The organism is Pantoea sp. C8B4 (genome assembly GCF_051336905.1).
Lineage (GTDB): Bacteria > Pseudomonadota > Gammaproteobacteria > Enterobacterales > Enterobacteriaceae > Pantoea > Pantoea rwandensis_B.
The window spans coordinates 32,101-53,863 of sequence record NZ_JBGMNK010000007.1 but is presented as its reverse complement, the minus strand read 5'-3'; the positions used below and the strand labels follow the sequence as shown (position 1 = coordinate 53,863).

The 21,763-nt window shown below is 53.9% G+C and carries 21 protein-coding genes and 1 other annotated feature; of the genes, 5 read left to right on the top strand and 16 right to left on the bottom strand.

What is annotated here, in order from left to right:
- Positions 1-3 precede the first annotated feature (3 nt).
- Complete coding sequence (gene ribF, locus ACCW76_RS10770) at positions 4-942, bottom strand: bifunctional riboflavin kinase/FAD synthetase (protein WP_034826105.1); 939 nt, start codon at positions 940-942, stop codon at positions 4-6.
- A gap of 318 nt (positions 943-1,260) precedes the next feature.
- Between ribF and rpsT the strand changes: the two genes are divergently transcribed.
- On the top strand, positions 1,261-1,524 hold the full coding sequence (gene rpsT / locus ACCW76_RS10765) for a 30S ribosomal protein S20 (protein ID WP_034826107.1): 264 nt from the start codon (positions 1,261-1,263) through the stop codon (positions 1,522-1,524).
- Between the two features lie 52 nt (positions 1,525-1,576).
- Here the strand turns inward: rpsT and nhaR are convergent, their stop codons facing one another.
- The 7 genes from nhaR to tal all read right to left on the bottom strand — a co-directional run bounded on the left by nhaR (position 1,577) and on the right by tal (position 10,310).
- Positions 1,577-2,479, bottom strand: a complete 903-nt coding sequence (gene nhaR / locus ACCW76_RS10760) for a transcriptional activator NhaR (RefSeq protein ID WP_436338590.1) — start codon at positions 2,477-2,479, stop codon at positions 1,577-1,579.
- A 33-nt stretch (positions 2,480-2,512) separates the two neighbouring features.
- On the bottom strand, positions 2,513-3,691 hold the full coding sequence (gene nhaA, locus ACCW76_RS10755; protein ID WP_045832857.1) for a Na+/H+ antiporter NhaA: 1,179 nt from the start codon (positions 3,689-3,691) through the stop codon (positions 2,513-2,515).
- A 167-nt stretch (positions 3,692-3,858) separates the two neighbouring features.
- Entirely contained in the window at positions 3,859-5,004 is a 1,146-nt protein-coding gene (gene dnaJ, locus ACCW76_RS10750) for a molecular chaperone DnaJ (RefSeq protein ID WP_436338520.1), read from the bottom strand.
- A 103-nt stretch (positions 5,005-5,107) separates the two neighbouring features.
- Positions 5,108-7,018 (bottom strand): molecular chaperone DnaK, encoded by a 1,911-nt coding sequence (gene dnaK, locus ACCW76_RS10745; protein WP_034826116.1) that lies wholly within the window; start codon positions 7,016-7,018, stop codon positions 5,108-5,110.
- 212 nt (positions 7,019-7,230) lie between these two features.
- The gene (locus ACCW76_RS10740; RefSeq protein ID WP_436338519.1) at positions 7,231-8,532 is read right to left on the bottom strand and encodes an MFS transporter; all 1,302 of its coding nucleotides are present in this window, start codon (positions 8,530-8,532) and stop codon (positions 7,231-7,233) included.
- Positions 8,533-8,645: 113 nt separating this feature from the next.
- Entirely contained in the window at positions 8,646-9,233 is a 588-nt protein-coding gene (gene mog / locus ACCW76_RS10735) for a molybdopterin adenylyltransferase (RefSeq protein ID WP_436338518.1), read from the bottom strand.
- A gap of 123 nt (positions 9,234-9,356) precedes the next feature.
- Positions 9,357-10,310 carry a transaldolase gene (gene tal / locus ACCW76_RS10730; RefSeq protein WP_034826122.1) on the bottom strand — a complete coding sequence of 318 codons (954 nt, stop codon included), beginning with the start codon at positions 10,308-10,310 and terminating at the stop codon, positions 9,357-9,359.
- A 213-nt stretch (positions 10,311-10,523) separates the two neighbouring features.
- Between tal and yaaA the strand changes: the two genes are divergently transcribed.
- Positions 10,524-11,300 carry a peroxide stress protein YaaA gene (yaaA, locus tag ACCW76_RS10725; RefSeq protein WP_436338517.1) on the top strand — a complete coding sequence of 259 codons (777 nt, stop codon included), beginning with the start codon at positions 10,524-10,526 and terminating at the stop codon, positions 11,298-11,300.
- A gap of 63 nt (positions 11,301-11,363) precedes the next feature.
- Here yaaA and thrC read toward each other — a convergent pair whose 3' ends face one another.
- The 5 genes from thrC to ACCW76_RS10700 form a co-directional block, all read right to left on the bottom strand.
- Positions 11,364-12,647 (bottom strand): threonine synthase, encoded by a 1,284-nt coding sequence (gene thrC / locus ACCW76_RS10720; protein ID WP_436338516.1) that lies wholly within the window; start codon positions 12,645-12,647, stop codon positions 11,364-11,366.
- Between the two features lie 3 nt (positions 12,648-12,650).
- A complete protein-coding gene (thrB, locus tag ACCW76_RS10715) occupies positions 12,651-13,580 on the bottom strand; it encodes a homoserine kinase (protein ID WP_436338589.1) in 930 nt (309 codons plus the stop codon).
- A 2-nt stretch (positions 13,581-13,582) separates the two neighbouring features.
- Positions 13,583-16,045: a bifunctional aspartate kinase/homoserine dehydrogenase I gene (thrA, locus tag ACCW76_RS10710; protein ID WP_436338515.1), complete on the bottom strand. Its 2,463-nt coding sequence runs from the start codon at positions 16,043-16,045 to the stop codon at positions 13,583-13,585.
- 26 nt (positions 16,046-16,071) lie between these two features.
- Positions 16,072-16,194: a sequence feature (Thr leader region), on the bottom strand.
- Positions 16,130-16,201 carry a thr operon leader peptide gene (gene thrL / locus ACCW76_RS10705; RefSeq protein ID WP_128601299.1) on the bottom strand — a complete coding sequence of 24 codons (72 nt, stop codon included), beginning with the start codon at positions 16,199-16,201 and terminating at the stop codon, positions 16,130-16,132. (Overlaps the previous feature by 65 nt.)
- A gap of 202 nt (positions 16,202-16,403) precedes the next feature.
- Entirely contained in the window at positions 16,404-17,093 is a 690-nt protein-coding gene (locus ACCW76_RS10700) for a tRNA/rRNA methyltransferase (protein WP_038649173.1), read from the bottom strand.
- Positions 17,094-17,702: 609 nt separating this feature from the next.
- On the opposite strand from ACCW76_RS10700, the gene arcA reads away from it, so the two are divergent.
- Entirely contained in the window at positions 17,703-18,419 is a 717-nt protein-coding gene (gene arcA / locus ACCW76_RS10695) for a two-component system response regulator ArcA (RefSeq protein ID WP_034826183.1), read from the top strand.
- Between the two features lie 48 nt (positions 18,420-18,467).
- Here the strand turns inward: arcA and creA are convergent, their stop codons facing one another.
- Complete coding sequence (creA, locus tag ACCW76_RS10690; RefSeq protein WP_034826184.1) at positions 18,468-18,941, bottom strand: protein CreA; 474 nt, start codon at positions 18,939-18,941, stop codon at positions 18,468-18,470.
- A 194-nt stretch (positions 18,942-19,135) separates the two neighbouring features.
- On the opposite strand from creA, the gene robA reads away from it, so the two are divergent.
- A complete protein-coding gene (gene robA / locus ACCW76_RS10685) occupies positions 19,136-20,017 on the top strand; it encodes an MDR efflux pump AcrAB transcriptional activator RobA (RefSeq protein WP_034826193.1) in 882 nt (293 codons plus the stop codon).
- 187 nt (positions 20,018-20,204) lie between these two features.
- On the opposite strand, the gene gpmB is transcribed toward robA, so the two are convergent.
- Positions 20,205-20,852 (bottom strand): 2,3-diphosphoglycerate-dependent phosphoglycerate mutase GpmB, encoded by a 648-nt coding sequence (gene gpmB, locus ACCW76_RS10680; RefSeq protein WP_038649182.1) that lies wholly within the window; start codon positions 20,850-20,852, stop codon positions 20,205-20,207.
- Between the two features lie 51 nt (positions 20,853-20,903).
- Between gpmB and yjjX the strand changes: the two genes are divergently transcribed.
- A complete protein-coding gene (gene yjjX, locus ACCW76_RS10675; protein WP_038649184.1) occupies positions 20,904-21,422 on the top strand; it encodes an inosine/xanthosine triphosphatase in 519 nt (172 codons plus the stop codon).
- Here yjjX and trpR read toward each other — a convergent pair whose 3' ends face one another.
- Positions 21,423-21,746, bottom strand: a complete 324-nt coding sequence (trpR, locus tag ACCW76_RS10670) for a trp operon repressor (RefSeq protein WP_038649187.1) — start codon at positions 21,744-21,746, stop codon at positions 21,423-21,425. It abuts the gene before it with no gap.
- Positions 21,747-21,763 lie beyond the last annotated feature (17 nt).

Sequence of the window (21,763 nt, the reverse complement as noted above, 5' to 3'; positions counted from 1 at the left end):
TCATTAAGCCGGTGCGTTAAGCCCAAAAAATTGGCGGGCCGTCACCACATCTTTCGCAATTTGTTCTTTCAACGCGTCCAGCGAAGCGAAACGCTGTTCGTCGCGAATCTTCTGTTTCAGCACCACCTCAATGTGGTGGCCATAAAGATTCATATGTGTGTCAAGCAGGTGAACTTCAAGCTGCTGACGCAGACCTTTTACCGTCGGACGTGTGCCAATGTTGGCCACGCCAGCGATGGGCTTGTCGCCCAGGCCTAACACTTCTACCGCAAACACCCCTTTCACCGGCGTTACTGTGCGGCGTAATGGAATGTTAGCGGTGGGGAAACCAATGGTGCGCCCCAGTGCATCACCGTGCACGACGCGCCCTGAAATACTGAATGGATGGCCCAGCAGCGCTTCCGCCTGCGCAAAATCATCCTGGGCCAGTGCCTGACGTACCGCCGTGCTGCTGATACGCGCACCGCCATCACAATAGGTCTGGGTGCTGATGACGTCGAAGCCATACTCGACACCGGCTTTCTGTAATAACAGGAAATCCCCCTGGCGACCAGCGCCAAAGCGGAAATCATCACCCACTGCGAGAAACTTCACGTTGAGTTTATCGACCAGCAGTTCAGCGATAAAACTTTGTGCGGAGTGTGCCGCAAAACGGCGATCAAAGCGGACGCAGAGCACCGCATCAACACCTGCCTGTTCGAGATACTTCAGCTTCTCGCGCAAACGCGTCAGGCGTGCCGGGGCTTTGTCACCGGCAAACAATTCAAGTGGTTGCGGTTCAAACAGCATCACCACCACCGGCAGATTGCGTTGACGTCCTTCAGCAATCAACTCCGCCATCAATGCCTGGTGGCCGCGATGTACGCCGTCAAAATTGCCAATGGTCAGGACGCAGCCGCGATGCTGCTCTTTCAGATTATAAATACCGCGGATAAACTTCATGGCTGACTCAAACCGGTGGAAATCGGCGGATTATACCCTTGAATGGCCTTCAGGTTAACCCGTCTGCGTGCCTTTCCTGCGTATGGTGCAGCCTAATGCGCACGCAACCCATTGCTCAGGCAGGTAATGAAGATTTTTAATGCGAAATACTGTATTCAGCGACGTGTTGCTGGTAGAATCCTGCGCCATCAATTACGTAATCAAGCGCCGTTGCTAAAACGACGCTTATTTGCACAAATCCATTGACAAAAGAAGGCGCAAAAGGCATAGTCCTCGGCCTTTGATTTGTCCATATAGATCACATTTGGGAGTTGGACCTTGGCTAATATCAAATCAGCTAAGAAACGCGCCGTAACATCTGAGAAACGTCGCAAGCATAACGCAAGCAACCGTTCAATGATGCGTACTTTCATCAAGAAAGTATACGCGGCTATCGCAACAGGCGACAAAGCTGCTGCGCAGAACGCATTCAACGAAATGCAACCAATCGTGGACCGTCAGGCTGCTAAAGGTCTGATCCACAAAAACAAAGCTGCACGCCATAAAGCAAACCTGGCTGCACAGATCACCAAACTGGCTTAATCGCCTGTTAGGTTATCGCTTTGTCGAAAGAACCGGCGCTTAGCCGGTTTTTTTATGCCTGCGATTTGGCATTAAAGAGTGCGCTGAAATCACGATTGCAGATGCGCTGTACCGCCGGATGTTGAATCATGCGCTCGGCAAAGATCACGTGATACTCCTCCATGACCGCCTCCAGACGCCCTATTTCACGGATCGTATCATCGCGATAAATCTCAGCGCCATAGAGTGTCGGCGCGACAAAAATCGCATGGTTCTGCGCACCAAAGGCCTTCATCAAGGCCGCATCATCAAACTCACCCAGAATATCCACCTGCAACCCCTGGCTGTGAATCCAGTTTAGCAACTTGCGGCCGAGCATCGAGCGACGTCCAGGAATGAGCAGGCGACGCTGCTCTAAACATGCCGGGAAAGGACGATCGGGCAGCGGTGCATTGCACCAGAAACTGATTGGGCATTCGCCGAGTTTCACTGAGAACAAACCTTCCTGCTGAGTGGAGTCGATTGGGCAATCCGAGACAATCATGTCGAGCTTGTGCTGGCTTAGTTGCTCCAGCAACATCTCGTGCGTTGACTCGAAACAGCGCAGATGAATTTTCTCCTCCGACACCACGGCCGCTTCCAGCACTTTGCTCACCAGTGGTTTTGATAACGCATCCGCCACACCCACGTCGAACAACAGGTGCGACTCTTTGCGATAGTTAACGATATCCAGCATCTCCTGGCTGAGCATGAACATGCGGTCGGCGTAGCGAAACACCAGTTGTCCGAGTTCATTAGGCACCAAACCACGCCCCTGGCGGCGAAACAGCGCGCCACCCAATTGTTCTTCCAGTGCTTTAATCTGCCCCGTTACCGTTTGCGGCGTCAGGCAGAGAACATCGGCTGCGCGCACCACGGAGCCAGTTTTACACACCTGCCAGAAATAATAGAGATGATTGAAATTGAGCTGATTCATCATAAAAAAGGAGGCTTGTGCCTCCTTCCCTGTTTATCGCAGTTTGATACGCAACAGTGTGTAACCGATCACTGCCGACAGCAGTGAGCCACTGAGGATACCGAGTTTAGAGAAAGTCACCAGCTGCTCATGTGCGGCGTCAAAGGCCAGTGAGCTAATGAAGATCGACATGGTAAAGCCAATACCGCACAGCACACCGATCGCCATGATATCGCGTATTGCGGTGCCGTTCGGCAACACCGCCAGTCGCCACTTCACTGCCAGCCAGCAGAACAACGTAATGCCCAGCGGTTTACCGATTAACAGGCCGAGGATAATGCCCAGTGGCTCCGGTGACAGTACGTCGCCAAATGTAATGCCACTTAAAGAGATGCCGGCGTTAGCGAAAGCGAACAGCGGCAGAATCAGCCAGTTCACCCAGGGCATCAAACCGTGTGCTAAATGTTCTGCAGGCGAATGGCCATCCTTCTCTTCCAGCGGCACGAAGAAGCCCACGATCACCCCTGCCAGCGTGGCATGCACGCCGGATTTAAGCACAGCGGTCCACAGCACCACACCCACCAGCATGTAAATCGCAATGTTACGCACACCGCAGCGGTTCAATATCGCCAGCAATACGATAGCACCAGCGGCGACGCTCAACGACAGCACCGAGAGATCGCTGGTATAGAACAGCGCGATGATCACGATAGCGCCGAGATCATCAATAATCGCTAGTGCCATCAGGAACACTTTCAGTGCGGCAGGTACGCGGCTGCCGAGCAGTGCCAGCACACCTAAAGCAAAGGCAATGTCAGTGGCAGTTGGGATCGCCCAGCCGTTACGAGCGATTTCATCAGCATGATTTAAACCGAAGAAAATCAGCCCGGGAACCACCATACCACCGAGGGCTGCAATCACCGGGAAGATGGCACGGTCGCGACTGGCTAACTCACCAATCATCAGCTCACGCTTCACTTCAAGGCCGATTAATAAAAAGAACAACGCCATCAACGCATCGTTGATCCACAGCAACAGGTTTTTGCTGATATCCAGTGCGCCAAAACGAATTTGCACCGGCTCAGCGAGGAACGATTGATAACCTTGCGCGGTTTCTGCACTGTTGGCGAGGATCATTGCCGCAACAGCGGCAAGAATAAGCACGATGCCGTTGCTGGCATCACTCGCGATAAAGCTCTTCAGTAGGCTTCGAATACTACGGGGTTTGTTCACAACTCCTCCTGAGCAGGACAATTTTTAGCGGCTAGTTTAGCGGCGTAAATACCTCGTTAAAAGCAGCTTATGTCTCGTTTATAGATCGGTAATACCGATCTATTAAATCATAGCCATAAAAAAAGCGGAGAGTCGCCTCTCCGCTTCATTGTGAACCACTTACCCGATTAGCGGGTCAGATCGTCAAAGAACTTTTTCACACCATCGAAGAAGCTTTTAGAGCGCGGGCTGTTTTTCTCTCCCGTTGGGCCGCCAAAGCTCTCTTCCAGCTCACGCAACAGCGCTTTCTGTTTGTCGTTGAGGCTAACTGGGGTTTCCACCACCACACGACACAGCAGATCGCCCACTGCGCCACCGCGCACTGACTTCACGCCTTTACCGCGCATGCGGAACAGCTTGCCGGTTTGGGTTTCAGACGGCACTTTCAACTTCACGCGACCATCAAGAGTAGGCACTTCGATCTCGCCGCCCAATGCCGCCATCGCGAAGTTGATCGGCACTTCACAGTACAGGTTGTTATCTTCACGCTCGAAGATCGGGTGTTTTTTCACCGAGACCTGAACGTACAGATCGCCCGCTGGCGCACCATGTTCACCCGCTTCACCTTCGCCGCTCAGACGAATGCGATCGCCGGTATCTACGCCTGCCGGGATTTTCACCGACAAGGTTTTCTGGCGTTCAACGCGACCATGTCCATGACAGGCGTTGCACGGGTCTTTGATCACCGAACCACGACCGTGACAGGTCGGACACGCCTGCTGTACGGTAAAGAAGCCTTGGCGCATCTGCACCTGGCCTGCACCATGACAGGTCGAACAGGTTTGCGGCTGAGTACCCGCTTTAGCCCCGCTACCGTGGCAGACATCACACTCTTCCAGGGTTGGAATGCGGATCTCTTTGGTCACGCCGCGTACCGCTTCTTCCAGCGACAGCTCCATGTTGTAGCGTAAATCGGCGCCACGGGCAGCACGCTGACGGCGTCCACCACCAAAAATATCGCCAAATACGTCGCCAAAGATATCGCTGAAGTCAGCACCGCCGCCGCCAAAGCCGCCGCCACCGAATCCACCACCACCCATGCCACCCTGTTCGAAGGCTGCATGGCCGTACTGGTCATAGGCCGCACGCTTTTGCGCATCGGTCAGGATTTCGTAGGCTTCTTTAATCTCTTTAAACTTAGCTTCGGCTTCTTTATTGTCCGGGTTACGGTCCGGATGGTATTTCATCGCCAGGCGCTTGTAAGCCTTTTTGATTTCACGCTCATCTGCGGATTTAGAGACGCCTAAGATCTCGTAAAAATCACTCTTAGCCATTTTGTTCTGCCCTTAACATGATCGCACGGGCGTGGAGAGATCTCCTACGCCCGTGCTGGTTTCAACGGCTGTCAGGCCAGCCGTCGCGCCCGGTCAGGGGCAATTATTTTTTATCTTTAACTTCTTCGAATTCAGCGTCGACAACATCGTCATCTTTCTTCGCTGAAGCGTCGCCAGCATCTGCTGCGCCCGCCTGGCCTTGCTGCTGCGCCAGTTCCATCAGTTTGCTTGAAACTTCCATCAGAGCCTGCATCTTGGCTTCGATTTCCGCTTTGTCTTCGCCTTTCAGCGCAGTGTTCAGCTCGGTCAGCGCAGACTCGATCGGTGCTTTGTCTTCAGCAGACAGTTTGTCACCGGCTTCATCCAACTGCTTACGGGTGCTGTGCGCAATCTGGTCACCCTGGTTGCGCGTCTGCACCAGCTCTTCGAACTTACGGTCAGACTCGGCATTCGCTTCTGCGTCACGCACCATTTTTTCGATCTCTTCTTCATTCAGACCTGAAGAAGCTTTGATGGTGATCTTCTGCTCTTTACCGCTGTTCTTGTCCTTCGCAGACACGTGCAGGATACCATCGGCATCGATATCGAAGGTCACTTCGATCTGCGGCATACCGCGCGGTGCAGCCTGGATACCGTCGAGGTTGAACTGGCCCAGAGATTTGTTATCACCTGAACGTTTACGCTCACCCTGCAGCACGTGAATGGTCACGGCAGACTGGTTATCTTCAGCGGTTGAGAACACCTGGCTGTGCTTGGTTGGGATGGTGGTGTTCTTGCTGATCAGCGCAGTCATCACGCCACCCATGGTTTCGATACCCAGCGACAGCGGGGTCACGTCCAGCAGCAGAACGTCTTTTACTTCACCGGCCAACACACCGCCCTGAACCGCAGCACCTACAGCAACCGCTTCATCCGGGTTCACGTCTTTGCGTGGCTCTTTACCAAAGAACTCAGTAACTTTGGCCTGAACCATTGGCATACGGGTCTGACCACCAACGAGGATAACGTCGTTGATATCAGAAACAGACAGGCCAGCGTCCTGCAGCGCAACTTTCAGTGGCTCGATAGAACGGGTCACCAGGTCTTCGACCAGTGATTCCAGTTTTGCACGAGTCACTTTGATGTTCAGGTGCTTAGGACCGGTCGCATCTGCCGTGATGTACGGCAGGTTAACGTCGGTCTGCTGCGCTGAAGACAGTTCAATCTTCGCTTTCTCAGCGGCTTCTTTCAGACGCTGCATCGCCAGCGGATCGTTATGCAGATCGATGCCCTGGTCTTTCTTGAATTCAGCGACTAAGTAGTTGATCAGACGGCTGTCGAAGTCTTCACCACCGAGGTGAGTATCACCGTTGGTCGCCAGCACTTCGAAGGTTTTCTCGCCATCAACTTCATCGATCTCGATGATAGAGATATCGAAAGTACCACCACCCAGGTCATATACCGCGATAGTGCGGTTGCCCTGACCTTTGTCCAGACCGTAAGCCAGTGCAGCTGCGGTAGGTTCGTTGATGATACGTTTTACGTCCAGACCCGCGATACGGCCGGCATCTTTGGTTGCCTGACGCTGTGCATCGTTGAAGTAAGCTGGAACAGTGATAACCGCTTCGGTTACCGCTTCACCGAGGAAGTCTTCCGCGGTTTTCTTCATCTTTTTCAGCACTTCAGCAGAGATTTGCGGAGGTGCCATTTTCTGGTCTTTCACGTTCAACCATGCGTCACCGTTATCAGAACCGATGATTTTGTACGGCATGATTTTGATATCACGCTGCACTTCTTCGTCCTGGAAACGACGGCCAATCAGGCGCTTGATCGCGAACAGGGTGTTCTGCGGGTTAGTCACCGCCTGACGTTTAGCCGGCTGACCGACCAGAGTTTCGCCATCTTGTGTATATGCAATGATTGACGGTGTGGTGCGATCGCCTTCGGCGTTTTCAAGCACACGTGCTTTACCACCATCCATAACCGCAACACATGAGTTGGTTGTACCCAAGTCAATACCAATAATCTTACCCATCTAAACGTCTCCCACTTAAATTCTTTGTCAATTAGCGTTGTTAGCAGATGTGCGGTCAAACTGACCCTTTTCAACTGCTGTGACAGGCTTTTTTTGCTGCCTGACATCACTCGATGACAACTAGATGGGGCCGCTTCAGAGCGCATCAAGGGTTAAAACTAAAATATTTTTAAAAAAATGCGGAAAAGAAAAAGGCGCTTACGCGCCTTGGGTTAGACATTTACCTGATTGAGCAGCGTCGATCGCTGTTTTTCGCTCTGAAGCCAGAGGCCGACCAGCAAACCAATCAACGCCAGCGCCAACACATACCAGGCGGGTGCCATCGGCGTGAGTTGCATTATTAGCGTCACGCTAATGGGTGTCAAACCGCCGAAAATCGCATAGGCCACATTGTATGAGAAGGAGATGCCGGTGAAACGCACCGCCGCCGGGAACGCTTTAACCATCACAAAAGGCACCACACCTACCACGCCAACACTCAATCCCGCCAGTCCATACCAGACAAACAGCATCTCCGGCGCACCTCCCAGTTGGTGGAAGAAGTTCCAGCTGAAGATGGCCAGCAGTATGGAGCCGCCAATCAACGTACGGGCCGCACCGAAGCGATCCACAACCCAGCCCGCGATGACGCAGCCGATCAGCAACATAACGGTGGCGACGCTGTTGGCCTGCAGACTCAATGCTGCGGGGATGCCATGCTGTTTCTGCATCAGCGTGGGCGCCATCAGGATCACCACCACAATGCAGGCCGAGAGCAACCAGGTCAGCAGCATCGAAATCACAATGCCGCGCTTGTGGCTGGCAAGGATGGTTTGCAGCGGCAGCTTGTCAGACAGCGCTTTACGCTGCTGCATCTGCTTAAACACCGGCGTTTCATGCAGCCAGCGGCGCAGATACATCGCCAGCAAGCCGAATAAGCCACCGAGGAAGAACGGAATGCGCCAGCCGTGATCGCGAATCGCAGCCGGTGAAAGCGTGGTGTTCAGCACCGTCGCCACTAGCGAACCCAGCAAAATGCCCGCAGTTAAACCCGCTGTCAGCGTGCCACAGGCAAAACCTATGCGTTTTTCCGGCACATGTTCAGCCACGAAGACCCACGCACCCGGCACCTCGCCACCAATCGCGGCGCCCTGCAGCACGCGCATCAGCAGCATCAAAATCGGCGCTGCAATACCAATACTGGCATAAGTCGGCAGTGCGCCCATTGCCAGCGTGGGTAACGCCATTAGCAGAATACTCAGGCTAAACATCTTCTTGCGCCCAACTTTGTCACCAAAGTGCGCCATGATGATGCCGCCCAGCGGACGCGCCAGATAACCTGCGGCGAAAATCGCGAAGGTCTGTACCTGACGCAACCACTCTGGGATATCCGGTGGAAAAAATAGCTCGCCAATTACGGCCGCGAAGAAAACGAAGATGATGAAATCGTAGAATTCCAGCGCCCCGCCGAGGGCGGCCAGCGACAGGGTTTTATAATCCTGGCCGTTGAGACGGCGCGTTGTATGTGCATCCATAGTCGTGCGGTATCCAGAGACAAAGTCAGTGTGGTTGTAAAGCTGGAGTTACTATACCGTCAATATTTCGCCACACCAGTATCGCTGAATTTTATGCCTGAAAACGGCGATTTTCAGACGTTTGTCTCACGCCTTGCACTTTTAGGGCGAAATGCTGCTACCACTTCGGGATCGGTTTCCACGTAGGGCCCTTCCAGCAACTGTAAACAATAAGGTACAGCAGCAAAAATACCCGGCACTTTCACTGCACCATTTTCTGCTTTCAGCCCTTCCAGCGTCTCTTTGATGGATTTGGGCTGCCCCGGCAGATTGAGGATCAGCGACTGTTTGCGGATCACCCCCACCTGACGCGAAAGGATCGCAGTCGGCACAAACTGTAGGCTGATTTGACGCATCTGTTCGCCAAAACCCGGCATCTCACGATCGGCGACTGCCAGGGTAGCATCGGGCGTCACATCACGGCGCGCTGGTCCGGTGCCGCCGGTGGTCAGCACCAAATTGCAGAACAGTTCATCGACCAGTTCACAGATCGCCTGTTCAATCATCGGCTGCTCATCGGGTACTAAACGGGTTTCGATTTCAAACGGGGTAGTCAGCGCGGCGGCGAGCCAGCTTTCCAGCGCCGGAATGCCTTGATCCTGATAAATGCCATTAGCAGCACGATCGGAAACGGAAATTAATCCAATACGCAAAGTATCCATTGAGTTATCGCTGTGGTTGACCGCAAGGCGGCAAATAAAGAGGGATGCAAAGAGGATAATACAAAGCGGAGTCGAGGGAAAAGCGTAAAACCGTGGCGACAGTTGCCGCCACGGTAAATCACCTTACAGCAGTTCGGCGATCATCTTCTCAAGTTTGCCCTGATCGATGGCAAAGTTGCGGATACCTTCAGCCAGTTTGGTCACGGCCATTGGATCCTGGTTGTGCTGCCAGAAGAACTCAGCTTCGGTCATTTTCGCAGGGCGCGCTTTGACTTCACCGGTGTAGCTCAGCTTGCGCTCAACCGCACCTTCGCTCTCTGCCAGCTCTTTCAGCAGGCCCGGAGAGATGGTCAGACGGTCACAGCCGGCCAGTTCAATGATCTCACCGATGTTACGGAAGCTGGCACCCATTACCACAGTTTCATAACCGTGCTGTTTGTAATAGTTGTAGATTTCCGCCACCGACACCACGCCTGGATCTTCATGCGCAGCGTACTCTTTCTTATCGGTGTTCTGCTTGTACCAGTCGAGGATACGGCCTACGAATGGCGAGATCAGGAATACGCCTGCTTCCGCACATGCACGCGCCTGCGCGAAGGAGAACAGCAGAGTCAGGTTACAGTTGATGCCTTCTTTTTCCAGCTGCTCAGCAGCACGGATGCCCTGCCAGGTTGAAGCCAGTTTGATCAGGATACGGTCGTTGCTGATGCCCGCATCGTTGTACAGCTTGATCAGGCTACGTGCCTTCGCGATGCTCGCTTCGGTGTCGTAGGAGAGACGTGCGTCAACTTCGGTAGAGATACGGCCTGGGATCAGTTTCAGAATTTCCAGACCAATGTTGACGGCCAGCTTGTCAGAAACCAGTGCCAGCTGCTCTTCTTTGTTGCTGCTCTGCTGACGTGCCCAGGTAATGGCTTCGTCAATCAGCTTGCGGTATTCAGGGATTTGAGCGGCGTTGAGGATCAAAGAAGGGTTGGTGGTCGCATCTTGCGGCTGATAAAGCTTCATCGCCGCGATATCACCGGTGTCGGCGACCACAGTAGTCAGCTGACGCAAGGAAGTAAGTTTGTCCGTCATGGTTCTCTTTCTCTTAGGTTGACTGTCAGGGTGTAAAAGGCTGTTGGGATAATATCACGCACAATTCAGTGCGCAACATCACGAAGTGCCTCATTACGATAGCGCTAACAAATGGGAGCGATTTGCCGATCCGTGCAGCTTTTTTGCTACACTCGTCGCAACTTAATTCCCATCAATCCCCTGTTAACAGGCGGGTCAACAAGGACAAACACGATGCTGATGGTTATCTCGCCAGCGAAGACACTGGATTTTGAAAGCCCGCTGGCGACACAGCGCTTTACGCAGTCAACACTGTTAGAAAAATCACAACAGCTGATCGATGTTGCGCGCGATCTTTCACCGGCGCAGATCAGTTCACTGATGAGCATCAGCGATAAACTGGCACATCTGAATGCCGAACGCTTCAACCAGTGGCAGCCGCCCTTCACGCTCGACAATGCCCGACAGGCAATTCTGGCGTTTAAAGGCGACGTGTACACCGGCTTGCAGGCTGAGACGTTCAGTGAGGCGGATTTCGATTTTGCTCAACAGCACTTGCGCATGCTGTCCGGTCTATACGGCGTGCTGCGTCCGCTGGATTTGATGCAGCCTTACCGTCTGGAAATGGGCATCAAGCTGGCCAACCCGGCGGCGAAAGATCTCTACGGTTTCTGGGGCGATTTACTGACGCAGAAGCTGAATGACGCGATGGCCGAGCAAGGCGATGAGGTGCTGATTAACCTGGCGTCCGATGAGTACTTCAAAGCGGTGAAACCGAAGCAACTGAACGGTGAGTTGATCAAGCCGGTGTTCCTCGATGAGAAGAACGGCAAGTTTAAAGTGATCAGTTTTTACGCCAAGAAAGCGCGTGGCCTGATGAGCCGCTATGTGATTCAGAACCGCCTGAGCAAGCCCGAGCAACTGAAACAGTTTGATGTCGATGGCTACTTCTTTGCAGCTGACGAGAGCAAGGGTAACGAGCTGGTGTTTAAGCGCCGCGAGCAGAAATAAAAAAAGGTCGCCAACAGGGCGACCTTATTCTTCCAGACGCGCATCAATGCGCGCCTGTTTGCATCACTTCAGCAAAAACTTACGCAGCTCAGCAAAGTCTGCCGTCATATTATGCGACAGCAGTGGCAGCTCAGCGCGCTCTGCCAGTTCTTTCGGCAGCGGCAGTTCCTGACCCAAAATCTCATCCACGCTCTCTTTAAACTTGGCAGGATGCGCGGTGCCAAGGAACAGACCAAATTCGCCTTCCTGCAGGTTGTCACGCAGCATGCGATAAGCAATCGCCGCGTGCGGCTCAGAGATATAGCCAATTTCCGCCAGCTCACGCATGGTGGCTTTGGTGGTCTCATCCGATACCGCGCCAGAAGCCAGATCGGTCAGGCGCCAGGTTTTACGACGGAACAGCTCTTCCACGCGCGGCCAGTTATTCGGCTGGCTGACATCCATGGCGTTCGACAGGGTTGCCACTGTCGCATTCGGCAGCCATTCGCCGTTGCCCAGGAAGCGAGGCACGGTGTCGTTGGCGTTGGTTGCCGCGATAAAGCGCTTGATCGGCAAGCCGAGGGATTTCGCCAGCAGGCCAGCGGTCAGGTCACCAAAGTTACCGCTTGGCACGGAGACCACCAGCTGATTGCGCTGCTCTTGTGGCAGTTGCGCCACCGCTTCGAAGTAATAGCAAATCTGCGCCAGCAAGCGGCTGATGTTGATGGAGTTAGCTGAGTTCAGGCCAATCGCTTTCTTCAGCTCTTCGTCATCAAACGCCTGCTTCACCAGCGCCTGGCAGGCATCGAAATCGCCTTCCACCGCGATGGTTTCAATATTGCCGCCCAGCGTACAGAACAGTTTTTCCTGCAGTGGGCTGATCTTGCCCTGCGGATAGAGGATAACGACGCGCACGTTTTCCATGCCGTAGAAGGCATGGGCCACCGCGGCACCGGTGTCGCCTGAGGTCGCGGTCAGAATGGTGATTTGCTCATCAGCGCCCGACACATAAGAGAGCATCTGCGCCATGAAACGACCGCCGAAGTCTTTGAATGCCAGCGTTGGGCCGTGGAACAGTTCGAGGCAGGACACATCGTCACTGACTTTCGCCACTGGCGCCGGGAAGGCAAAGGCGTTTTTCACGCGCTCAGCCAGCTGGTGCGCGGCAATCTCATCGCCAATATAAGCTGAGAGAATTTTGCTGCTGCGGCTGACGAAATCCATCTCCAGCATCGCATCGATGTCGGTCAGTTCGAATTCCGGCAGTTCGAGCGGGAAGAACAGCCCTTGCTGCGAGCCGAGGCCCTGTTTAACGGCCTGAGCAAAACTAACCTGCTCGTTGTGATCCTTAAGGTTGTAGAGTTTCATGCGTTATCCCAAGTTACGTGCGCCAGCCGTATCAAGACGGCAGATATGGACGAAGCCTTCATCGTTCTGCAGATAGTGCTGGCTCAGCCAGTCTGCCATCCGCTGTGCCGTTGCCATCTCGTTGCAAACGGCGAAAAGTGTCGGACCGGAGCCCGAAATACCGCAAGCCAACGCGCCGATATCGGCAGCCGCCTGACGCGCTTCAGCGAAGCCCGGCAGCAGTTTGGTGCGGTAAGGTTCTGCAATCACATCCTGCATCAGTTTAGCTGCCAGCATCGGCTGACGGGTATGACAGGCGTGAATAAAGCCCGCCAGCAGACGGCCATGCTTGATGGCATCGTCTTTGCGATACTGCGCAGGCAAAATCGCGCGTGCTTCAGCGGTTGAGACTTTAATGCCTGGGTAGGCCATTACCCACAGCCAATCATCAAAGCACGGCACATCCTGTGAGATGATACCGTTCTCTTCAATCATCAGCTGCACACCGCCGAGGAAGCAAGGCGCAACGTTATCAAAGTGCACGCTGCCCGAAATACGCCCTTCCAGCTCGCCCATCAAGGCCAGCAGCTCGGTATCGTTCAACGGCTTGCCGCAGAACTCGTTCATCGCCATCAAACCGGCCACCACCGAACAGGCGCTGGAACCCAGACCTGAACCGATCGGCATATTCTTTTCCAGCGTCATCGCGACAGGCACTTCTTTGCCAATCGCCTGGCAGAAACGTTCCCAGCACTGATAAACGATATTCTCTTGCGGATTGGTTGGCAGCTTGCTGACAAAGCGCCCGGTGTTCACCAGGCTGAAGCTGTCGGCCGCTTTTACCGATACGCAGTCACCCAACAGGGTGCCATCCACCGGCGAAACCGCCGCGCCCAGCACATCAAAGCCGACGCTGACGTTACCTATCGAGGCCGGTGCATAAATTTTTACCATCATCAAACTCCCAACTTCCACGACAGTGTACGCAGCAAGTCGGCAAACACGCCGGCCGCTGTGACATCATTCCCCGCGCCGTATCCACGCAGAACCAGCGGGATCGGCTGATAATAGCGGCTGTAAAACGCCAGCGCGTTCTCGCCGTTCTTCACTTTGTACAGCGGATCGTTGCCGTCCACCGCATCGATTTTCACTTTGCAGACGCCGCCTTCTTCAATGGCGCCGACGAAGCGTAACACTTTACCTTCATCACGCGCTTTGGCAACGCGGGCGGCAAAAGCATCATCCAGTTCCGGCAGGCGCGCCATAAACTGCTCAACGTCAGCGATGTCGGTGAGTTCAGATGGCAGCAGCGGCTCAATCTCGATATCGCTCAGCTCCAGTTGATGTCCCGCTTCACGCGCCAGAATCAGCAACTTACGCGCCACATCGGTACCGGAGAGATCGTCACGCGGATCCGGTTCGGTAAAGCCCATCTCACGGGCTGTTTTGGTGGCTTCTGATAACGATACGCCCTCATCCAGTTTACCGAAGATAAAGGAGAGCGAACCGGAGAGGATACCGGAGAATTTGATCAGCTCATCACCCGCATTCAGCAAGTTTTGCAGGTTTTCGATCACCGGCAGACCCGCACCGACGTTGGTGTCGTACAGGAACTTACGGCGCGACTTGGCCGCTGCCGCACGCATCTGCTGGTAATAGTTCCAGGATGAGGTGTTGGCCTTCTTGTTAGGCGTCACCACGTGGAAACCTTCAGCGAGGAAGTCAGCATATTGATCGGCCACCGCCTGGCTGGAAGTACAGTCCACAATCACCGGGTTCAGCAGGTGATACTCCTTCACCAGACGCATCAGACGACCGAGATTGAACGGCTCTTTGGCTTCGCTCAGTGCGCCTTTCCAGTTGCTAAGATCGATGCCGTGCACGTTGGTTAACAGCGCACGCGAATTGGCGATACCGCACACGCGCAGATCGATATGTTTTTCTTTCAGCCACGCCTGCTGACGATGCAGCTGCTCCAGCAACGCCGCGCCGACACCGCCCACGCCCACGACGAACACTTCGATCACCTGGTCGGTGGCGAACAGCATCTGATGCACCACGCGCACGCCAGTGGTGACTTCATCGTTGCTTACCACCACAGAGATGGAACGCTCGGAAGAGCCCTGCGCAATCGCCACGATGTTGATGTTGGCGCGTGCCAGTGCCGAGAAGAATTTGGCGGAGATGCCGCGCAAGGTGCGCATGCCATCGCCGACCACGGAAATCACCGCCAACTGCTCCAGCACATCGAGTGGATCCAGCAGGCCATCTTTCAGCTCCAGATAGAACTCCTCCTCCAATACGCGGCGCGCACGCGCCTGCTCACTCTGCGGCACGCAGAAACTGATGCTGTATTCAGAAGAGGATTGGGTGATCAGCACCACTGAGATGCCGGTGCGCGACATCGCCGCAAACACGCGTGCTGCCATGCCGACCATGCCTTTCATACCCGGACCGGAGACGTTAAACATCGCCATATTATTCAGGTTGGTGATGCCTTTCACCGGGTTTTCATCCAACTCACCTTCACCCCCGATTAAGGTACCGGGCGCTTGCGGGTTGGCGGTATTTTTGATCAGGCAAGGAATCTGGAACTGGGCAATCGGCGCGATGGTACGCGGATGAAGCACTTTTGCACCGAAGTAAGACAGCTCCATCGCTTCCTGGTAGGACATCGACTTCAGCAGTCGCGCATCCGGCACCTGACGCGGGTCGCAAGTATAAACGCCGTCTACGTCAGTCCAGATCTCGCAACAATCTGCACGCAAGCATGCCGCCAGCACCGCTGCCGAGTAATCAGAGCCATTACGGCCCAGCACCACCAGTTCGCCCTTCTCGTTACCGGCGGTGAATCCCGCCATCAGGATCATGTGATCGGCAGGGATCTGGCTGGCCGCGATGCGACGGGTTGATTCGGCGATATCCACGGTGGATTCAAGGTAATGACCGACAGCCAGCAGTTTCTCCACCGGGTCGATCACCGTGACTTTGTGGCCGCGCGCCTGCAGCAGCGCTTCCATGATGGCGATAGAAAGTTTCTCACCACGACAGATAATGCCGGCATTCACCGCATCCGGGCACTGGCCCAGCAGGCTGATGCCGTGCAGCACCTGTTTCAACTGGGCAAATTCCAGCTCAATGCGGGTTTTCAGGCCATCATAATCGAAGCCCGGCTGCGCCTCCGCCAGCCCCTGCAGCAGGTCGGCAAAAATCCGTTCGGCATCGCTGATATTCGTCAGTGCGTCCTGGCCGCTAATGGTTTTCTCAATCATCGCCACCAGATGATTGGTGATTTTCGCTGGCGCAGAGAGCACGGTAGCAACCTGTCCCTGTTGCGCGTTGCTTTCCAGAATATCTGCCACGCGGAGAAAACGTTCCGCATTGGCTACTGAGGTTCCGCCGAATTTCAGCACTCGCATGATTGAAGCTCTCCTGAATTTTTGCCGAAAAAAAAGCCCGCACTGTTTAGGTGCGGGCTTTTTTCTTTGTTTTTCCTGTATGCGTCAGCCCGCACCGTTACCTGTGGTAATGGTGGTGGTAATAATAATTGTGGTGTTCAGGCTGTGATTACGCATTGAGATTTTTTCTGTCTGTCTTTGTCTTGTCCGTCTGCCTTCCAGAAGTAAAGCAAAGCGCACGTTAAGTCAACGAATTTGTCTTAGCCGCGATTTTAAGGCGATTGCGCAGAGTTCGGTTTCTGCGCGTAAATCATATTGGGATCGTTCAACTGATCGCCCGGTTTCCCGATCAGTCACTATTAAAATCGATATTCACCGATTATTTATCTATAAGTTTTTTTTCTACATCATGTAGCAGGCGATGCAGCATGGCGCTATCGCGCTGTTCCAGCAGGCCAATACGCTGATCGATCCAGTCTGCCATTTTGGCATCATCGCTCACCTCCAGTTTCACCAGCAGTTGGTGGAAGCGCTCGCGCAGCGCCTGCAGCTGGTGTTCGTTCGCTACCTCTTTCACTTCTGCCGCGACCTGATTCAGCGCCGACAGCTGATAGCAGTACACCATCACCGCCTGTCCGAGGTTGAGTGAAGGGTAATCATTGGCCATCGGAATGCCGGTCAGCAGATCGACCTGATCCAGCTCTTCATTGGTTAAGCCGCTGTCCTCACGACCAAACACCAGCGCGATTCGGCTCAGCCACTGGCGCTTTTCTTGCAGAATGGTTTCGACTTGCGCCGGCGTGGCGTAGTAGCGGAACTTCGCACGACTGCGGGCGGTGGTGGCGACCGAGAAATCGACATCGGCCAGCGCCTCACTCAGCGTGGCGTAGGTTTTGACATTATCGAGAATCTCACCGGCACCGTGCGCAACACGACGCGCGGCCGGGTCTTGCCAGGCATCGCTGGCGACAATACGCAGTTCGCTAAAACCCATGGTTTTCATGGCACGAGCGGCCGCGCCGATATTTTCCGGACGGGCGGGTGAGACAAGGATCAGGGGGAAATGCATGATTTTTCCATCGAACTGTTAACAACTCGCCCTATGTTGGCACGCAGTGGCAAAAATACCAACCGCACGGACAAGAGAAAATAAGATGTTAAGGATGTTAAAAGAGGATAAAAGCGATGGGGAGAAGATATTGTGGGATATAACTAAAATTTCCACGCTTAATTAATATAAATCTATTGTTTTTCATATTATTAAAATATTATTTCCTGCAGGTTTTAGTTTTACCGTTATGCAGCCAAAATGTAGCAAAAATGCTGCTTTTTGTGAGCTAAGCTGGCATTCCTGGAGAAGTTTTTCATAAAAGTGTTAACGTGCTACACTTGCATTTGATATAAGTCAACGAAGCGTTGTTTTTATGCTTATCGGTTGTTGTTGGTGCTGTTAGGTTGCTGTTAATACGGTTAGGATAAGCGCCAGTCCGATACCCACGGGGCACGCAAATATTCATCCTGACTGGCTGAGCTAACACTGAAGTTGACATAGATGGATGGTGTATTCCGAAGATTATTTCGTACACCGGTTGCGTAAGGCACGCTGTTTTGATGAACAGTAAACGCAGCCATCGTACGCCCTGTTTTCGATTTGTTGGCAAATTTTAGGTAGCGAAACATGCAGACCCCGCACATTCTTATCGTTGAAGACGAACTGGTCACGCGTAACACCCTCAAAAGTATTTTTGAGGCGGAAGGTTACGTGGTCTATGAAGCCACCGACGGCGCCGAGATGCATCAGGTGTTGACGGAAAATGACGTCAATCTGGTGATCATGGATATCAACCTGCCAGGCAAAAACGGTTTGCTGCTGGCACGCGAATTGCGTGAACAAGCAAACGTTGCGCTGATGTTCCTGACAGGTCGTGATAACGAAGTGGATAAAATCCTCGGCCTGGAGATTGGCGCCGATGATTACATCACTAAACCGTTTAACCCACGTGAGCTGACGATTCGTGCACGCAACCTGTTATCGCGCACCATGAATCTGGCGATGCCAAGCGAAGAACGTCGCGCGGTTGAAAGCTATCGCTTTAACGGCTGGGAGCTGGATATTAACAGCCGCTCACTGATTAGCCCGAACGGTGAACAGTATAAGCTGCCACGCAGTGAGTTCCGCGCGATGCTGCATTTCTGCGAAAACCCGGGCAAGATTCAAACCCGTGGCGATCTGCTGAAGAAGATGACGGGGCGTGAGCTGAAGCCGCATGACCGCACCGTGGATGTCACCATCCGCCGCATTCGTAAGCATTTTGAATCCACCCCGGATACGCCAGAAATCATCGCCACCATTCATGGCGAAGGTTACCGCTTCTGTGGTGAATTGCAGGATTAAGTTTGCTGCAGTAAAAGAAAAACGCCCATCAGGGCGTTTTTTTATGCCTCAATGCCACGGCATGATTGGCACAGCGCTCAGCGCATTTTTCGGCGAACCGTCCACCACTTTATCTGAGTAGCTCAGGTAAACCAGCGCATGACGTTTTTGATCATAGAAGCGCACCACCTGCAGCTTCTTAAATACCAATGAAGTGCGCTTTTGGAACACCACTTCTCCTTGCGCCTTGCCTTGTGCGATTTTATCGCTAAGCTCTACAGGCCCAACCTGCTGGCAGGAGATGGCCGCGTCGGAAGTATCTTCCGCCAGACCTAATCCGCCCTTGATCCCACCGGTTTTCGCCCGGCTGATATAACAGGTTACATTTTTTACGTCGGGGTCGTCGAAGGCTTCCACCACGATCTTATGGTCGGGGCCAAACATCTTGAAAACCGTGTCTACCGAGCCGATCTCCTCGGCCTGAACGCCCGCGCTGAAGAGACAAGTTGCAAGCGTGATTATAAGAAAGCGAGTTATTGTCATTGAGTTACCATTGGCAATCGAATAGATGAGACTGTAATGTACTGTCAATCGAACCCGGAACCAAACCTAAACGGGTTGTCACCCGCATTGATTTAGCACAGCCGATTGACAAACCGCCCCCACGCTTTTGTGCATTTCGTGCTATTATTCGACGACTTCATAGTTGCGCCACCAGAGAGTTATGAGGATGTTTTATGGACCAAGCCGGTATCATTCGCGATTTGCTTGTCTGGCTGGAGAGCCATCTGGATCAACCCCTTTCATTAGATAATGTTGCGTTGAAAGCGGGCTATTCCAAGTGGCACCTGCAGCGTATGTTCAAGGAAGTGACGAGCCACGCCATCGGCGCTTACATCCGCGCGCGTCGCCTGTCGAAAGCCGCTGTGGCCTTGCGCCTGACCAGCCGCCCGATCCTCGACATCGCTTTACAATACCGCTTCGATTCACAGCAGACTTTTACCCGAGCGTTTAAAAAGCAGTTTAATCAAACGCCCGCCTGGTATCGTCGCTCATCGGAATGGAACTCCTTCGGCATTCGTCCGCCGATTCGTCTGGACGATCACCACATGCCTGAGGCCACGTTTGTCACGCTGCCGGAAACGGTGCTGGTCGGGCAAACGCAGAGTTACACCTGTACGCTGGAGCAAATTTCCAGCTACCGTGACGAAATGCGCATCCACTTCTGGAAACAGTTCCTGCTGGAAACCGATACCGTGCCACCGGTGTTATACGGTCTGCATCAGGTACGTGCCAGCCATGAAAAGGATGACGAGCAGGAGATTCTCTACACCACGGCAGTGCCTGCCGATCAACAGGCATTGAGCATGCAGTCGAATCAAAATGTGATTCTCGAAGCCGGGGATTACGTGCAGTTCACCTATAACGGTGCTCGCAGCGCGCTGGGTGAGTTTATCCTGCTGCTGTACGGCACCTGCATGCCAACGTTGGGTCTGGTGCGTCGCCAGGGTCAGGATATTGAGCGCTTCTTCACGCATGGCGGTAAGAAACGCAGCGAGCCGCCAACGGAAATCCGTTGCGAATACCTGATTCCCATTCGCCCGCAGCAGAATCGCTGATATGAAAATGCCGTCATGATGACGGCATTTTTTTGGCTTCAATAACGGCAGGTCGTCATACATGACGCCCCTACGATTTAACCGCGTGCGCGTTGATCACGAACCCGCAATTTGACAGGGTGCGTATTCTTCACGCCCGCACGAATTTGTAGGGTGCGCATTCATGCGCACCGATACCAGATGACGCTTAACGCTGCAATTCGTCCAGCGCAGGGGCATCCAGATGCGACACATCGCCTGCCGTCTCGACCACCCAACCTGCTGCCAGCCACGCGCTCTGTTGATGGTCCACGCGTGAAATAGAGCAGTTGCGCAGGCGCAAACGGCGCTCAGCGTGCGCCGGCAATCCCAATAGCGTACTCACTAACACGCCTAACGCCATACCGTGGCTGACAATCAACGGACGGCTGCCCGCTGGCAGTTCCAGCAACGCGTTCAGCGCTTCGTGCATGCGCGTCGCCATCTCCAGCATCGATTCACCGCCAGGGATGCGGCCGTCCTGGGTGCCATCCACCAGCGTTTTACGCCAGCTCTCCTCTTCCGGCGTTAAGCCATCAAGGGGGCGCTGTTCGAGACAACCCATATTCAGCTCACGCAAACGTGCATCAACCGTGACCGTACAACCACAGGCATCCGCGATGATCTCGGCGGTGCGGCGCGTGCGGCCTAAATCGCTGGCAATCACATGGGTGATCCCCTGCGATTTCATCCGTTCGCCCACTTGTTGGGCCTGTTGCTCACCTTTTTCCGTCAGCGGACTGTCGGATTGACCTTGAATGCGTCGGGCCGCATTCCATACCGTTTCGCCGTGACGAACAAGATAGACCTGTAGCATGCTTAATTTCCGTTATACTGCGACAAATTTGCCTTGAGGGTTCAAACAATTATGTACCACGTTGTCGCAGCCACCATCAACCCGGCAAAAATTCGCGCGATTGCTCAGGCGTTCAACGACGTCTTTGGTGAAGGATCCTGCCATATTGAAGGGGTCGAGGTCGAGAGCGGCGTTGCCGCACAGCCGTTAAGCGATGTCGAAACGCGAACTGGCGCACGTACCCGCGTGGCGAATGCGCGTTTGCAGCGTCCTGAGTCTGACTACTGGGTAGCGATTGAAGCCGGTATCGAAGGCGATTGTGCTTTTGCATGGATGGTGATTGAAAACGCCCAGCAGCGCGGCGAATCACGCTCCGCCAGCTTCACCTTGCCGCCGATTGTCATGGAGGGATTAGCCGCCGGACACGAACTCGGTCACGAGATGGCGCGCTTAACTGGCGTTGATAATATTAAGCAGAAAGGCGGTGCCATCGGTGCGTTTACCAACGGCCTGCTGAGCCGCTCCAGCGTTTACCATCAGGCGCTGATACTGGCACTCTGCCCGTTCACCCATCCGCTGTATCAGCAGTAATTAATGGCGGCCTAAGCGCGCTTCCAGCCAGCGTTTCAGCTCGGGAGGCGCTTCTTTTAGACTGTTAGATCCACGCGTGATCGTGGCGATACCGACGCCCAGCTCATTCTTCAGCTCACGCTGGCTCATGTCGCCGTTCATCAGCTCTTCGATAATGCGCAGGCGCGTGCCAAACGCTTCACGTTCATCGGGCGTCATCATCAGTTGCAACAACGGCAACGACACACCGTCCGCGAAAGCGTTCTGCATCAAATCGATAAAACGCAGCCAGTTATCTTCAACAGGCTGAGCCGCATCCGGCTGGGAAGAAAGAGGTTGGCTCATGAAGGGCTTCCGTACTC